Here is a 13,585-nt window from a genome sequence, read left to right as displayed (position 1 = left end):
CCCCTTCACGCGTGCAGTCCGGACACCGGACGTGGAGCTCCGGCGACGAGCCCAGGAGAGTTACAGCCCAGTTCACTGGCCACCTGTCGCGCGACGGCGTTCAGGACGTGAATGTTGGCGCGCGACAACCGGGTGTCCGATATGTCCACAGCGCGAAGGCGTTCGAGGTCGGCGTGGATGAGGACCTCCTTCGCCGGGGCGTTCATGCGGCAACGGAAGTAGAGGGCGGCGGTGTGCTCCGAAGCGAAGGCGGACTCGCCGGTCCGGTAGAAGGTGAACCTCTTCTCGCGGTCGGCATCGGCCTTGAGCACTGCGAGAGCCTCCCGGAAATTGACGGCGAGCACGTCCTCCCCGCCGTCCGCCGACCGGAGTCTGCAGTAAGGGGAACCCAGAATCTCTTCGCCCTCGAGTTCTCCGTCAGCGCTCCGCAGAGATTGCAGGGTCTCGTCCGGCTTGGAGCGGTCCTCCGTGAAGCTGTTCGTGCCGGTGACGTCTCGCAGCGCTGAGGCGGCGTCCGCTCGCTCGGCGAACGCGCCACATACGCTCGCGCTGTCCCTCCCTTCAGGCCTCCCCTTGCCGTCATCACCGGAGCAGCCGCTCAACGTAGCCGCGAGAATCACGGCCGGGACGAGGAATGTGTGGTGCTGTCTCACGGTCAGTCGTCTGCCTTGTCGAGGTCGGGGGAGTGGGGTCCTTGTGAGGACGCCGAGAAGGACACGACCGCGTGGCCGTGCTTCACCGCTGTCGCCAGGGCGGGAGAGCGCTGGGCGGATGTCGACAGGTCATGTCAGCGCGGCCCGCTCCCGGCCTTCGCCTCCTTGAGCCCTGCGACGAAGATGGCGAACGTCGTCTCACGGAAGGCGAGAACACCCCGCTTCGGGGCCTTCGAGTCGCGGACCGCTACGCGGTCGGGCGAGCCGGCGATCTCGACGCAGTTGTTGCCGTCGCCTCCGCCGGAGTAGGACGACCTACGCCAGTTGTCCATCGTGTGCCTCACAGCTCCTTCGCCAACCTGCGGATGAAGTCACGTGACCGGTCGGGTTCGATCGCCACTGCCTCCACCCTAAGGAACCGGGGTCTGTGCGCGTGCAGTTGGGCTTCGGAGTGGATGAACAGCGCACCGTGTGGTGCGTCGCGCACGACGGTGTCCAGTTTCGGCACGTGACCACCGAGGTGCGTTGTGGATTTACGTTCGATGACGAGACGCACACCGTGCGAAACCGGATACCGGAAGCGCACCGCTCCGCCCCGCCATGGTGGCCGCGGCAATGACACCGGTCCCGCTCCTCAACCCACCCCACCACGAACGGACTTCTCCATGCCCGCTCATCACCCTCGTCGACGTCGCCGAGCTGCTCGCGGCCGAGCTCGTCGCCAACGCCGTACGGCACACCAAGGGTCCCGCCGCCCTGCGTGTGCGATGGTCGCCGCCCGGGACGCTCCGCATCGGGGCGTGGGACGCCGACCCCTCCCCGCCTCAGCCGCCGCAGACGCTCACCGCCGTGCTGGAGGCGGAGGACGGACGCGGACTCGCGCTCGTACGGGCGTGCGCCGACGTGTGGGGATGGCAGCCCCTCGCCCGGGACGGCAGCCGGGGGAAGTTCGTGTGGTGCGAGCTGGGCGCCGCATAGAGGCGCATCCGGCATTCCGCGGCGTGGCACGCCCACTCCCCGCCCCCCGGCGAAGCCAGGCCGGCACCCGGGTCACGATTCGATTGCGTCCCCCTCCACCCCCTTGCCCCCGCCCGATGTAATCGTTTCCAATCCTCCGTGTAATCGATTCCACGAGGAGGTGGGTCGGGCATGGCGGGTATCAAGGACGTCGCCGCCGAGGCGGGGCTGTCCGTGGCCACGGTGTCGCGGGTGCTCAACGGGCATCCGTCGGTCAGCGAGGACGCCCGGCGTCGGGTGACCGAGGCCGTCGAGCGGCTCGGGTACCGGCCGAACGCCGTCGCCCGGTCCCTGCGCACCGACCAGACCCGCACCCTCGGTCTGGTCATCAGCGACGTGATGAACCCCTACTTCACCGAGCTGGCCCGCTCCGTCGAGGAGGAGGCCCGCGCGCTCGGGTACAGCGTGATCATCGGCAACGCCGACGAGCGGCCCGACCTCCAGGACCACCACGTCACCACGCTGCTGGACCGCCGGATCGACGGCCTGCTCGTCTCCCCGACCGACGGCGGCTCGCCCGGCATGCTCGGCGCCGCGCGGGCCGGGACGCCGATGGTGTTCGTCGACCGGTGGATCCCGGGTGTCGACGTGCCCGTGGTCCGCTCGGACGGGCGGGCCGCCGTACGGGACCTCGTCGCGCATCTGCACGCGCTCGGGCACCGTCGGCTCGCGATCATCGCCGGGCCCGCCGCCACCACGACCGGCCGGGAGCGTGTGGATGCCTTCCGTGAGGCCCTCGCCGCCTACGGGCTCGAGCTGCCCGACGTCTACATCGGGCAGGGCGACTTCCAGGCCGGGAGCGGGCGCCGGGTGACCGAGGGGTTCCTCGACCTCCCCCAGCCCCCCGAGGTCGTCTTCGCCGCCGACAACCTGATGGCGCTCGGCGCCCTGGACGCCGTCCGCGCCCGCGGGCTGCGCGTGCCGGACGACATCGGGCTCGCCGCCTTCGACGACATCCCCTGGTTCGTGCACACGGACCCGCCGGTCACCGCGATCGCCCAGCCGGTCCGCGACCTGGGGCGGGCCGCCGTGCGCGCCCTGGTCGACCGGATCGAGGGCGGGCCCGGCGCCTCGGTCACCCTCCCGGCCCGGCTCGTCGTGCGCCGCTCCTGCGGCGAGGGCGAGCCCGGAATCGCGATTTCCCCCTCCCCCGTACGAAGGAGTACGCCGTGAGCAGCCGCAGTCCTGACGAGTTGCTGCGCATCGAGGGCATCCGCAAGACCTTCCCCGGCGTGGTCGCGCTCGACGGCGTGGACTTCGATCTGCGCCGTGGCGAGGTGCACGTGCTGCTGGGCGAGAACGGCGCCGGCAAGAGCACGCTGATCAAGATGCTCTCCGGCGCCTACACGCCCGACGCCGGCCGGATCACCGTCGGCGGCGAGGAGGTGCGCATCAGCGGTGCGCAGGACTCCGAGAAGCTCGGGATCGCCACCATCTACCAGGAGTTCAACCTGGTCCCCGATCTGACGGTCGCGGAGAACATCTTCCTGGGGCGCCAGCCGCGCCGGTTCGGGATGATCGACCGCAGGCGGATGGACGCGGACGCCGAGGTGCTGCTGAAGCGCGTCGGGGTCGACGTGTCGCCCCGGGCGCGGGTGCGGGAACTGGGCATCGCCCGGCTGCAGATGGTCGAGATCGCCAAGGCGCTCAGCCTGGACGCGCGCGTGCTCATCATGGACGAGCCGACCGCCGTGCTGACCTCCGAGGAGGTCGAGAAGCTGTTCGCGATCGTGCGGCGGCTGCGCGAGGACGGCGTCGGCATCGTCTTCATCACCCACCACCTGGAGGAGATCGCCGCCCTGGGAGACAGGGTCACGGTCATCCGGGACGGCCGCAGCGTCGGGCAGGTGCCCGCCTCCACGGCCGAGGACGAGCTCGTACGGCTCATGGTGGGGCGGTCCATCGACCAGCAGTACCCGCGCGAGCGCGCCGACACCGGGGACGCCCTGCTGAAGGTCGAAGGGCTGACGCGGGACGGTGTGTTCCACGACGTCAGCTTCGAGGTGCGGGCCGGTGAGGTCGTCGGCATCGCGGGGCTGGTCGGCGCCGGGCGGACCGAGGTGGCCCGCGCGGTGTTCGGGGCCGACCCGTACGACGCCGGGACCGTGCACGTCGCGGGGACCCCGCTGCGCCGCCACGACGTGAACGCCGCCATGGAGGCCGGGATCGGGCTCGTGCCCGAGGACCGCAAGGGGCAGGGGCTCGTCCTCGACGCCTCCGTCGAGGAGAACCTCGGTCTCGTCACCCTCCGCTCCTCCTCCCGCGCGGGGCTCGTCGACCTCAAGGGACAGCGCGAGGCCGCCGCCCGCATCGCCGGGCAGCTCGGCGTGCGGATGGCCGGTCTCGGCCAGCACGTCCGCACCCTGTCCGGCGGCAACCAGCAGAAGGTCGTCATCGGCAAGTGGCTGCTGGCGAACACCAAGGTGCTCGTCCTCGACGAGCCGACGCGCGGCATCGACGTCGGCGCGAAGGTCGAGATCTACCAGCTGATCAACGAGCTGACGGCGGCCGGCGCCGCGGTGCTCATGATCTCCAGCGACCTGCCCGAGGTGCTCGGCATGAGCGACCGGGTCCTGGTCATGGCGCAGGGCCGGCTGGCGGGCGAACTCGACGCCGCCGACGCCACCCAGGACGCCGTGATGGCCCTCGCCGTCGGCACCACTTCCCCCAGCAACGGAACGGAGGCCCCCGGTGGCCACTGACACGCTCAAGAGCAAGCCGGGCGCGCAGGGCGGCGCCACCGGCGGCCTGCGCCGGCTGCTCCTCGACAACGGCGCGCTGACCGCGCTGATCGTCCTCGTGATCGCCATGTCGGCGCTGTCCGGGGACTTCCTCACCGCCGACAACCTGCTCAACGTCGGCGTCCAGGCCGCCGTGACCGCGATCCTCGCGTTCGGCGTCACCTTCGTCATCGTCTCGGCGGGCATCGACCTGTCGGTCGGCTCGGTCGCCGCGCTGTCCGCGACCGTACTGGCGTGGAGCGCGACGGAGGCCGGGATCCCGGTGGCCCTCGCGGTCGTCCTCGCCGTGCTGACCGGCATCGTCTGCGGCCTGGTCAACGGCTTCCTCGTCTCGTACGGCAAACTCCCGCCGTTCATCGCCACCCTGGCGATGCTGTCGGTGGCGCGCGGCCTGTCGCTGGTGATCTCGCAGGGCTCCCCCATCGTCTTCCCCGACTCCGTCTCCCACCTCGGCGACACGCTCGGCGGCTGGCTGCCGGTGCCGGTGCTCGTCATGGTCGTCATGGGGCTGCTGACCGCGTTCGTCCTGGGCCGCACGTACATCGGCCGGTCCATGTACGCGATCGGCGGCAACGAGGAGGCCGCGCGCCTGTCCGGCCTGCGGGTGAAGAAGCAGAAGCTCGCCATCTACGCCTTCTCCGGGCTGTTCGCCGCCGCCGCGGGCATCGTGCTCGCCTCCCGGCTGGCGTCCGCGCAGCCGCAGGCCGCGCAGGGCTACGAGCTGGACGCGATCGCCGCGGTCGTCATCGGCGGCGCCTCCCTCGCGGGCGGCACCGGCAAGGCGTCCGGCACCCTGATCGGCGCGCTGATCCTCGCGGTGCTGCGCAACGGCCTCAACCTGCTGTCGGTGTCCGCGTTCTGGCAGCAGGTCGTCATCGGCGTGGTCATCGCGCTGGCGGTGCTGTTCGACACGGTGCGCCGCAAGGCGGGCGCGGGCGCTCCGGCGGCCGGCGCGTCCGGCGGCGGGAACAAGGGCAAGCAGGCACTGACGTACGTGATCGCGGCCGTCGTCGCCGTCGCGGTCGTCGGCGCCACCTCGCTGCTGCACGGCGGCTCGTCCGCGACGGCCAAGCCGAAGATCGGCCTGTCCCTGTCGACGCTCAACAACCCGTTCTTCGTGCAGATCCGGGACGGCGCCGAGGAGGAGGCGAAGAAGCTGGGCGTCGACCTGACCGTCACCGACGCGCAGAACGACGCCTCCCAGCAGGCCAACCAGCTGCAGAACTTCACCAGCGGCTCGCTGGACGCGGTCGTCGTCAACCCGGTGGACTCCGACGCGGCCGGCCCCTCGGTGCGCGGCGCGAACAAGGCGGACATCCCGGTGGTCGCCGTGGACCGCGGCGTGAACAAGGCGGACACCTCCGCGCTGGTGGCCTCCGACAACGTCGAGGGCGGCGCGCTCGGCGCCAAGGCGCTCGCCGAGAAGCTCGGCGGCAAGGGCACCATCGTGATCCTCCAGGGCCAGGCGGGTACCTCCGCGAGCCGTGAGCGCGGGGCGGGCTTCGCCGAGGGCCTGAAGGACTACCCGGGCATCAAGGTCGTCGCCAAGCAGCCCGCGGACTTCGACCGCACCAAGGGCCTGGACGTGATGACGAACCTGCTCCAGGCGCACCCCGACCTCAACGGCGTCTTCGCCGAGAACGACGAGATGGCGCTCGGGGCGATCAAGGCGCTCGGCTCCAAGGCCGGGAAGTCGGTGCAGGTGGTCGGCTTCGACGGGACGCCGGACGGGCTGAAGGCGGTCGAGGCGGGCACGCTGTACGCCTCCGTCGCCCAGCAGCCGAGCGAACTCGGCCGGATCGCCGTGCGGAACGCGTTGCGGGCCGCCGACGGCGAAAAGGTGGAGAAGATGGTGAAGGTCCCGGTGAAGGTGGTCACGAAGGAGAACGTGGCCGGCTTCGAAGGCTGACACCGGGCACAGGGGCACACGGGCGGGCGGTCACGAGGCCGCCCGCCCTCCTCAGCGGATCGGGGAGCGATTCATGTACGACTACGACCTCCTGGTCGTCGGATCGGCCAACGCCGACCTGGTGATCGGGGTGGAGCGCCGGCCGGGCGCCGGGGAGACGGTGCTCGGCTCCGACCTGGCCGTGCACCCGGGCGGCAAGGGCGCGAACCAGGCGGTGGCCGCCGCCCGGCTCGGCGCGCGCACCGCCCTGCTGGCGCGCGTCGGGGACGACGAGCACGGCCGGCTGCTGCTGGACTCGCTGCGCGAGGCCGGGGCGGACACGGTGGGCGTGCTGGTGGGCGGGGCGCCGACCGGCGTCGCGCTGATCACGGTGGACCCGTCGGGCGACAACAGCATCGTCGTCTCGCCGGGGGCGAACGGCCGGCTGACCCCGTCGGACGTACGGGCCGCGGCGACCCTCTTCCACGCCTCGCGGGTGGTGTCGACGCAGCTGGAGATCCCGCTGGAGACGGTGCGGGAGGTCGTGCGGAGCCTGGCTCCGGACAGCCGCTTCGTGCTCAACCCGTCGCCTCCGCGCCCCCTGCCGTCGGAGGTGCTGGCGGCCTGCGACCCGCTGATCGTCAACGAGCACGAGGCGAAGGTGATCCTCGGCGACAGCGCCGGGGTGAGCGACGAACCCGAGGACTGGGCGCGGCTGCTGCTGGCGAAGGGCCCGCGTTCGGTGGTCGTCACCCTGGGCGGGGAGGGCGCGCTCGTGGCGTCCTCGGCCGGGGTGACGCGGGTGCCGTCGGTGAAGGTGGAGGCCGTGGACACCACGGGCGCCGGGGACGCGTTCACCGCGGCGCTGGCATGGCGGCTCGGCACGGGCGAACCGCTCGCCGAGGCCGCCGCCTACGCGGCCCGGGTGGGCGCGGCGACGGTCACCAAGGAGGGCGCGCAGGTGTCGTTCCCGACGGCGGCGGAGGTCGCGGAGCTGTGAAGAAGCACGGGATCCTCAACCGGCACCTGTCCGGCGCCCTCGCCGAACTGGGCCACACCGACGGGGTGCTGGTGTGCGACGCGGGCATGCCGATACCGGACGGGCCGCGCGTGGTGGACCTGGCCTTCCGGGCCGGGGTGCCGTCGTTCGCGGAGGTGCTGGAGGGCCTGCTGGGCGAGCTGGCCGTCGAGGGCGCCACGGCGGCGGAGGAGGTGCGGGACGCCAACCCGGCGGCGGCGTCGCTGCTGACCGGCCACTTCCCGGACCTGGCGTACGTCCCGCACGAGCGGCTGAAGCAGCTCACGTCCGGCGCACGGCTCGTGGTGCGCACGGGCGAGGCCAGCCCGTACGCGAACGTGCTGCTGCGGTGCGGGGTCTTCTTCTGACTCCGTCCGGACGAACTTCGAGGGGCCCGGTCCGTCGACCGGGCCCCTCGCTTCCCTCCCCCGCCAGGACCTCCCTGAAGTCCCCCCCGGGTCCCCACCCGGAAGTCCTGACGCTACGTAGACAGGCGGGGTGGGGAGAGGGTTGTACGGTCGCCGGAATTTTTTTGCGGACGGCCGAAAGGCCCTCCGGCGGCGGCTCGGGTCCCGCTCACACCTCCACGTTCTCCGCCCACCGCCGCGCGGTCTCGGCCAGGAGTTCGCGGCCGTCCCTCGCCCACAGCTCCTCGTTGAAGAGCTCCACCTCGATGGAGCCCGTGTAGCCGGCCGCCTCCACGTGCCCCTGCCATTCGCGCATGTCGATCGCGCCGTCGCCGATCTGGCCGCGGCCGTTGAGGACGCCCTCGGGGAGCGGGGTGATCCAGTCGGCGAGCTGGAAGGTGTGGATGCGGTGCTGGGCGCCGGCGCGGGCGATGGCCTCGGGGGCCGTGTCGTCCCACCAGATGTGGTAGGTGTCCACGGTGACGCCGACCTGGTGGGCCGGGAAGCGTTCGGCGAGGTCGAGGGCCTGGGTGAGCGTGGAGACGACGCAGCGGTCGGAGGCGAACATGGGGTGCAGCGGTTCGATCGCCAGCTTCACCCCGTGGTCCTCGGCGTAGGGGGCGAGTTCCGTCAGGGCGTCCGCGATGCGTTCGCGGGCGGCCCGCAGGTCCTTCGTGCCGGGCGGAAGGCCGCCGGAGACGAGGACCAGGGTGTCCGTGCCGAGGGCGGCCGCCTCGTCGACAGCGCGGCGGTTGTCGGCGAGGGCCGCCGCCCGCTCCTCCGGGTCGACCGCCGTGAGGAAACCGCCCCGGCACAGCGTCGTCACCGCCAGGCCCGCGTCCCGTACGAGCTTGGCTGCCGCCTCCACGCCGTACTCCTGGACCGGGGCGCGCCACAGGCCGACGGCCGGGACGCCCAGGTCGCGGCAGGCGGCGACCAGTTCGGGGAGCGTGAGCTGCTTGACGGTCATCTGGTTGATGCTGAAGCGGGTCAGGTCGCTCACGGGGTCACTCCGTACAGGTGCAGCAGGGTCCTCATCCGGTCCTCGGCCAGCTTCGGGTCGGGGAACAGGCCGAGGCGGTCGGCGAGTTCGTAGGCGCGGGCGAGGTGGGGCAGGGAGCGGGCGGACTGGAGGCCGCCGACCATCGTGAAGTGGGTCTGGTGACCGGCCAGCCACGCCAGGAACACCACACCGGTCTTGTAGAAGCGGGTGGGCGTCTGGAAGAGGTGGCGGGACAGCTCCACGGTCGGGTCGAGGAGGGCGCGGAAGCCGTCCGTGTCGCCGGTGTCGAGGACGCGGACCGCCTCGGCGGCGAGCGGGCCGAGCGGGTCGAAGATGCCGAGCAGGGCGTGGCTGAAGCCCTGCTCGTCGCCCGCGATCAGCTCGGGGTAGTGGAAGTCGTCGCCGGTGTAGCAGCGGACGCCCTTCGGCAGGCGGCGGCGCAGGTCGACCTCGCGCCGGGCGTCGAGGAGGGAGACCTTGATGCCGTCGACCTTGTCGGGGTGGGCGGCGATCACGTCGAGGAAGGTGTCCGTCGCCGCGTCCAGGTCGGACGCGCCCCAGTAGCCCTCCAGCGCCGGGTCGAACATGGGGCCCAGCCAGTGGAGGATCACCGGTTCCGCGGCCTGGCGGAGGAGGTGGCCGTAGACCTCCAGGTAGTCCTCGGGGCCCCGCGCGGTGGCGGCGAGGGCGCGGGACGCCATGAGGATGGCCTGCGCGCCCGACTCCTCGACGACCGCGAGCTGTTCCTCGTAGGCCGCGCGGACCTCGGCGAGGGTCGCCGGACCGCCCGTGAGCTGGTCGGTGCCGACACCGCAGGCGATACGGCCGCCGGCCGCCTTCGCCTCGGCGGCGGAGCGGCGGATCAGCTCGGCCGCGCCCGCCCAGTCCAGGCCCATGCCGCGCTGCGCGGTGTCCATCGCCTCGGCGACCCCCAGCCCGTGCGCCCACAGGTGGCGGCGGAAGGCGAGGGTGGCGTCCCAGTCGACGGCGGCGGGCGAGTCGGGGGTGGTGTCCGCGTACGGGTCGGCGACGACGTGGGCGGCGGAGAAGACCGTACGGGAGGTGAAGGGGGCCCCGGGGGTGGGGGCGAGGGGCTCGGTGCGGGGCTCGTAGGCGCGCAGGGTGCCGTGCGCGTCGGGCAGGTGGAGGGTCACAGGGCGATCTCCGGTACGTCGAGACGGCGGCCCTCGGCGGAGGACTTCAGGCCCAGCTCGGCGAGCTGGACGCCTCGGGCGCCGGCCAGCAGGTCCCAGTGGTAGGGGGCGTCGGCGTAGACGTGCTTGAGGAACAGCTCCCACTGGGCCTTGAAGCCGTTGTCGAACTCGCCGTTGTCCGGCACCTCCTGCCACTGGTCGCGGAACACCTCGGTGGCGGGGATGTCCGGGTTCCAGACCGGCTTGGGGGTGGCGGAGCGGTGCTGGACGCGGCAGCCGCGCAGGCCGGCGACGGCGGATCCCTCGGTGCCGTCGACCTGGAACTCGACGAGTTCGTCGCGGTGGACGCGGACCGCCCAGGAGGAGTTGATCTGGGCGATCGCGCCGCCCTCCAGCTCGAAGACGCCGTAGGCGGCGTCGTCCGCGGTGGCGTCGTAGGGCTTGCCGTTCTCGTCCCAGCGCTGCGGGACGTGGGTGGCGGTGAGGGCCTGCACGGACGTCACCCTGCCGAACAGCTCGTGGAGCACGTACTCCCAGTGCGGGAACATGTCGACGACGATGCCGCCGCCGTCCTCCGCGCGGTAGTTCCACGACGGGCGCTGCGCCTCCTGCCAGTCGCCCTCGAAGACCCAGTACCCGAACTCGCCCCGCACGGACAGGATCCGGCCGAAGAAGCCGCCGTCGACGAGACGCTTCAGCTTGAGCAGGCCGGGGAGGAACAGCTTGTCCTGGACGACGCCGTGCCGGACGCCGGCCGCGTTCGCCAGGCGGGCCAGTTCCAGGGCGCCGTCGAGACCGGTGGCGGTGGGCTTCTCGGTGTAGACGTGCTTGCCGGCGGCGATCGCCTTCCTGATCGCCTCCTCGCGGGCGGAGGTCACCTGGGCGTCGAAGTAGACGTCGACGGTGTCGTCGGCGAGGACCGCGTCCAGGTCGGTGGAGAGGTGCTCCAGGCCGTGGCGCTCGGCGAGCGCCCTCAGGGCGTACTCGCGGCGGCCGATCAGCACCGGCTCGGGCCACAGCACGGTGCCGTCGCCGAGGTCGAGGCCGCCCTGCTCGCGCAGGGCCAGGATGGAGCGGACGAGGTGCTGGCGGTAGCCCATGCGTCCGGTCACACCGTTCATGGCGATGCGCACCGTCTTGCGTGTCACGTCGTTCCCTTCGTACGCGGTTCCGCGCGCCGCGTACGCCGCACCCGCCCCACGCGCCCCTGGAGGGGCGGCGGGACTGGTGAACGTGACAGCAAGCGCTTTCTACGTGTCCGAAGCTAGCCCCTGGACGACGTGCGGACAAGACCGCCGCCGGCCCCGGCTTGTTCGAGGGGGCGAACAACGGCACGGATTGGCCGTAAGGTCTGGTCGGAACCACCGGTGTGGGCGTGGGTGTGTACGACGGCGTACGACACGGGGCGGACGGCACGGCGGCGAGGCGGAGGACGAGACATGACGGTGACCCTGGCGGACGTGGCGGCGCGCGCGCAGGTCTCCCCCGCGACGGTGTCGCGCGTGCTGAACGGGAACTATCCGGTGGCCGCGTCCACCCGCGAGCGGGTGCTCAAGGCCGTCGACGAGCTCGACTACGTCCTCAACGGCCCCGCCAGCGCCCTCGCCGCCGCCACCTCCGACCTCGTCGGCATCCTCGTCAACGACATCGCCGACCCGTTCTTCGGGATCATGGCGAGCGCCATCCAGTCGGAGATCGGGGGGCCGGGCGGGCGGGCGGGCGGCGAGAGACTCGCGGTGGTGTGCAACACCGGGGGCTCCCCCGAACGCGAACTGACCTACCTCACGCTGCTGCAACGGCAGCGCGCCGCGGCGGTGGTGCTGACCGGCGGGGCGATCGAGGACGCGCAGCACAAGGCGGCGATGGACGCCAAGCTGAGGAAGCTGGCGGACGCCGGGACGCGGGTGGTGCTGTGCGGGCGGCCGCAGGCGCCGGAGACCGGGGCGATCGCCCTCACCTTCGACAACCGGGGCGGCGGGCAGGAACTCACCGAGCACCTGATCCGGCTCGGGCACCGGCGGCTGGGGTACATCGCGGGCCCGGAGGAGCGCACCACGACCCGGCACCGCCTGGAGGGCCACCGGGACGCGCTGGCCGCGCACGGCATCGAGGAGGACCCGCGCTGGACCGTCCACGGACGGTACGACCGGCGGTCGGGCTACGAGGCCACGCTGGAACTCCTGCGCCGTGACCCGTCGTTGACGGCCGTCGTCGCGGCGAACGACTCCGTCGCGCTGGGCGCGTGCGCGGCGCTGCGGGAGTCGGGCCGGCGCATCCCGGACGACGTGTCGGTGGCCGGCTTCGACGACCTGCCGTTCAGCATCGACGCGGTGCCGGCACTGACCACGGTCAGGCTCCCTCTCGCGGAGGCGGGGGCGCGGGCGGGGCGGATCGCGATGGGACGCGAGGAGGCTCCGCCCGGGGGGATCGCTTCGGTGCGGGGGGAGTTGATGGTGAGGGGGTCCACGGCGGGGCCGCGCGGCTGACTGTTTCGAGGGGCTGGGGGTGACGCCCCAAGGGGCGCGGGGAACTGCGCGCTCAACCCCCACCGGCCCGCACGTGCGCACGGGGCGCAACCACTGTTGCAGGGGCGCGGGGAACTGCGCGACCAGCCCCCACCGGCCCGCGCCCCGGCGAACCGCCGAAGACGCCTGCGGCACCGGAGTGACGCGGAGGAGTCGTCCCCGCGCCTCGGGGGTAGTCCCGTATCCATGAAACTGGCGTTCTCCACCCTCGGTGTCCCCGGCCTCCCCCTCTCCGAGGTGACGGCCCTGGCGACCGCGCACGGCTACCACGGCGTGGAGCTGCGCGCCCACCCCGAAGAGCCCGTGCACACGGGTCTCACCGCCGAGCAGCGCGCCGACGTGGCCGCCGCGTTCAAGGCGGCCGGGCTCGACATCCTGGGGGTCGCCGGGTACGCCCGCGTCGCCGCGCCCGGCGACGACGAGCCCGTCTTCACCGAGGTCCGCGCGCTGATCGATCTCGCGCGGGACATCGGCGCGCCGTACGTACGGGTGTTCCCCGGCGGCGGTGACGAGCAGAGCGCGGAGGAGGCCGACGCGACGGCCGCGCGGCGGCTGGGGGCGGCGGCGGAGTACGCGGCGGACCGGGGCGTACGGATCCTCATGGAGACGCACGACTCCCACCGCACCGGTGCGGACGCCATGCGGGTGCTGGGGCTGGTCGGGCACCGGCAGGTGGGCGCGCTGTGGGACGTGATGCACACGTGGCTCGGCGGTGAGCAGCCGGTGGACAGCTTCGCGGCGTTGTCGCCGCACCTGGGGTACGTGCAGGTGAAGGACATCGCCTCGGCGGAGGACACGACGCCTGTCGCGCTGGGGGCGGGGGTGCTGCCGTTGACCGACGTCGTCGAGGTGTTGTCGCGGAACGGGTGGGACGGGTGGCTGTGCTGGGAGTACGAGGCGCGGTGGTATGCGGCGGCGGAGCCGCTGCCCGGGTTGTTGGGGGCGGGGCGGGAGCATGTGGCTCGGCTGTTGAACGAGTCCGCTTGAGGGGTGGGGGGTGCGGATCGGGTGCGGGTGTGTTGTGGCTGGTCGCGCAGTTCCCCGCGCCCCTGGAGGGGTGGTTGGGCGCCGTCCGCACGCGCGGGTGCGTGGGGTTGAGCGCGCAGTTCCCCGCGCCCCTGAAGGGGTGGTTGGGCGCCGTCCGCACGCGCGGGTGCGTGGGGTTGAGCGCGCAGTTCC

At 72.6% G+C, this 13,585-nt stretch carries 13 protein-coding genes and 1 pseudogene; 8 read left to right on the top strand and 6 right to left on the bottom strand.

From position 1 onward, the window contains the following. Nucleotides 1–5: 5 nt before the first annotated feature. The 3 genes and pseudogenes from ACQZOG_RS05085 to ACQZOG_RS05075 all read right to left on the bottom strand — a co-directional run. Nucleotides 6–653, bottom strand: a complete 648-nt coding sequence (locus ACQZOG_RS05085; protein ID WP_037639641.1) for a hypothetical protein — start codon at nucleotides 651–653, stop codon at nucleotides 6–8. Between the two features lie 134 nt (nucleotides 654–787). After that, a complete protein-coding gene (locus tag ACQZOG_RS05080) occupies nucleotides 788–985 on the bottom strand; it encodes a DUF397 domain-containing protein (RefSeq protein ID WP_033274669.1) in 198 nt (65 codons plus the stop codon). Between the two features lie 8 nt (nucleotides 986–993). Beyond that, nucleotides 994–1,179 (bottom strand): annotated as a pseudogene (locus ACQZOG_RS05075) (Scr1 family TA system antitoxin-like transcriptional regulator); the annotation flags it as partial. Nucleotides 1,180–1,268: 89 nt separating this feature from the next. Between ACQZOG_RS05075 and ACQZOG_RS05070 the strand changes: the two are divergent. The 6 genes from ACQZOG_RS05070 (at nucleotide 1,269) to rbsD (ending at nucleotide 7,685) form a co-directional block, all read left to right on the top strand. Beyond that, entirely contained in the window at nucleotides 1,269–1,631 is a 363-nt protein-coding gene (locus ACQZOG_RS05070; RefSeq protein WP_397663457.1) for an ATP-binding protein, read from the top strand. Between the two features lie 171 nt (nucleotides 1,632–1,802). Beyond that, nucleotides 1,803–2,843, top strand: coding sequence for a LacI family DNA-binding transcriptional regulator (locus ACQZOG_RS05065; RefSeq protein ID WP_397663460.1), 1,041 nt, complete (start codon nucleotides 1,803–1,805; stop codon nucleotides 2,841–2,843). Continuing rightward, a complete protein-coding gene (locus tag ACQZOG_RS05060) occupies nucleotides 2,840–4,372 on the top strand; it encodes a sugar ABC transporter ATP-binding protein (protein WP_397663463.1) in 1,533 nt (510 codons plus the stop codon). Before ACQZOG_RS05065 ends, ACQZOG_RS05060 begins: the two co-directional genes overlap by 4 nt. Next, entirely contained in the window at nucleotides 4,362–6,320 is a 1,959-nt protein-coding gene (locus ACQZOG_RS05055) for an ABC transporter permease/substrate-binding protein (protein ID WP_359670574.1), read from the top strand. The genes ACQZOG_RS05060 and ACQZOG_RS05055 overlap by 11 nt, the downstream gene beginning before the upstream one ends. Before the next feature lie 73 nt (nucleotides 6,321–6,393). After that, nucleotides 6,394–7,299 carry a ribokinase gene (locus ACQZOG_RS05050; RefSeq protein WP_430741317.1) on the top strand — a complete coding sequence of 302 codons (906 nt, stop codon included), beginning with the start codon at nucleotides 6,394–6,396 and terminating at the stop codon, nucleotides 7,297–7,299. Continuing rightward, a complete protein-coding gene (gene rbsD, locus ACQZOG_RS05045; RefSeq protein WP_037639647.1) occupies nucleotides 7,296–7,685 on the top strand; it encodes a D-ribose pyranase in 390 nt (129 codons plus the stop codon). The genes ACQZOG_RS05050 and rbsD overlap by 4 nt, the downstream gene beginning before the upstream one ends. Before the next feature lie 208 nt (nucleotides 7,686–7,893). Here rbsD and ACQZOG_RS05040 read toward each other — a convergent pair whose 3' ends face one another. The 3 genes from ACQZOG_RS05040 to ACQZOG_RS05030 are packed head-to-tail and all read right to left on the bottom strand — an operon-like array spanning nucleotide 7,894 to nucleotide 11,029. Next, a complete protein-coding gene (locus ACQZOG_RS05040; RefSeq protein ID WP_430741316.1) occupies nucleotides 7,894–8,727 on the bottom strand; it encodes a sugar phosphate isomerase/epimerase family protein in 834 nt (277 codons plus the stop codon). Further along, nucleotides 8,724–9,881 (bottom strand): dihydrodipicolinate synthase family protein, encoded by a 1,158-nt coding sequence (locus ACQZOG_RS05035; RefSeq protein WP_033274676.1) that lies wholly within the window; start codon nucleotides 9,879–9,881, stop codon nucleotides 8,724–8,726. Before ACQZOG_RS05035 ends, ACQZOG_RS05040 begins: the two co-directional genes overlap by 4 nt. Further along, a complete protein-coding gene (locus ACQZOG_RS05030; protein ID WP_430741315.1) occupies nucleotides 9,878–11,029 on the bottom strand; it encodes a Gfo/Idh/MocA family protein in 1,152 nt (383 codons plus the stop codon). The genes ACQZOG_RS05035 and ACQZOG_RS05030 overlap by 4 nt, the downstream gene beginning before the upstream one ends. Nucleotides 11,030–11,320: 291 nt before the next feature. On the opposite strand from ACQZOG_RS05030, the gene ACQZOG_RS05025 reads away from it, so the two are divergent. Both ACQZOG_RS05025 and ACQZOG_RS05020 read left to right on the top strand, forming a co-directional pair. Next, nucleotides 11,321–12,367, top strand: coding sequence for a LacI family DNA-binding transcriptional regulator (locus tag ACQZOG_RS05025; protein WP_203550787.1), 1,047 nt, complete (start codon nucleotides 11,321–11,323; stop codon nucleotides 12,365–12,367). A 225-nt stretch (nucleotides 12,368–12,592) separates the two neighbouring features. After that, complete coding sequence (locus ACQZOG_RS05020; RefSeq protein WP_430741314.1) at nucleotides 12,593–13,393, top strand: sugar phosphate isomerase/epimerase family protein; 801 nt, start codon at nucleotides 12,593–12,595, stop codon at nucleotides 13,391–13,393. Nucleotides 13,394–13,585 lie beyond the last annotated feature (192 nt).

The organism is Streptomyces sp. P13-3-3 (assembly GCF_050571355.1).
GTDB classification, from domain to species: domain Bacteria; phylum Actinomycetota; class Actinomycetes; order Streptomycetales; family Streptomycetaceae; genus Streptomyces; species Streptomyces althioticus.
This window is presented reverse-complemented; position numbering and strand designations above follow the sequence as displayed.

Coding starts and splice junctions, on each gene's coding strand:
- ACQZOG_RS05080 (WP_033274669.1), bottom strand. CDS start 985: ATGGACAACTGGCGTAGGTCGTCCTACTCCGGCGGAGGCGACGGCAAC.
- ACQZOG_RS05070 (WP_397663457.1), top strand. CDS start 1,269: ATGACACCGGTCCCGCTCCTCAACCCACCCCACCACGAACGGACTTCT.
- ACQZOG_RS05065 (WP_397663460.1), top strand. CDS start 1,803: ATGGCGGGTATCAAGGACGTCGCCGCCGAGGCGGGGCTGTCCGTGGCC.
- ACQZOG_RS05050 (WP_430741317.1), top strand. CDS start 6,394: ATGTACGACTACGACCTCCTGGTCGTCGGATCGGCCAACGCCGACCTG.
- ACQZOG_RS05025 (WP_203550787.1), top strand. CDS start 11,321: ATGACGGTGACCCTGGCGGACGTGGCGGCGCGCGCGCAGGTCTCCCCC.
- ACQZOG_RS05020 (WP_430741314.1), top strand. CDS start 12,593: ATGAAACTGGCGTTCTCCACCCTCGGTGTCCCCGGCCTCCCCCTCTCC.